Origin of the sequence: Corynebacterium sp. HMSC08F01 (genome assembly GCF_001807545.1) — a bacterium.
In the GTDB taxonomy this organism is placed as follows: Bacteria; Actinomycetota; Actinomycetes; order Mycobacteriales; family Mycobacteriaceae; genus Corynebacterium; species Corynebacterium coyleae.
Genome location: NZ_KV789334.1, coordinates 1 through 564, shown reverse-complemented (window position 1 = coordinate 564; position 564 = coordinate 1). Strand labels below are relative to the sequence as shown.

At 54.4% G+C, this 564-nt stretch carries 1 protein-coding gene; it reads right to left on the bottom strand.

Translation table 11 applies throughout. From position 1 onward, the window contains the following. A partial coding sequence (locus HMPREF3171_RS12145; RefSeq protein WP_210385615.1) for a hypothetical protein occupies positions 1-564 on the bottom strand: 564 nt, incomplete at both ends.

The window sequence follows — 564 nt, the reverse complement described above, 5'->3', positions numbered from 1 at the left end:
CAAACAACCAATTCCAGTTGATGTGCTTCGGCAGGTTCTCCCCACCACGACCAGAAGAATTCGACATCCAGCTGCCGTAGTCAGCAGCCGGCGCAACCGTATTAAACAACTCATACGCGACGTGCTTCGACCCATCCGGGAAGATTGCCTCAGCACCAGTATCACGAGCAAGATCCGTGTAAATCAGCGCGCCATCGTCGTAGCCACGATCATCCCAGGCACGACCGAAGGTGCCCTTAAACTGCAAGGTGTAATCGCCGTCTTCACCAACAATGGCCTCAGTCGTCTCAGCGATCCACTTATCCTTGCCCTCTTCGGCAATCTTGCGCTTAATCCAGTTCTGCACCGCAGCTTCCTGATCACGCGACAAGCTACTACGAGACGCCGTCGGAACCGCAAAACCAAGATCCTTCTCAGCCTCGTTGTAAATCTGACCAAGCGCATAGTCAGACAAGTACGAGCCGTAGACCTTCATACCCTTCGTCGGCACATCCGCCTTGTTGTAGGCAATGTAATCGCCCCACCCAGCAAGGTTTGCCGCACGAGTCAGATCCCAGTGCACCT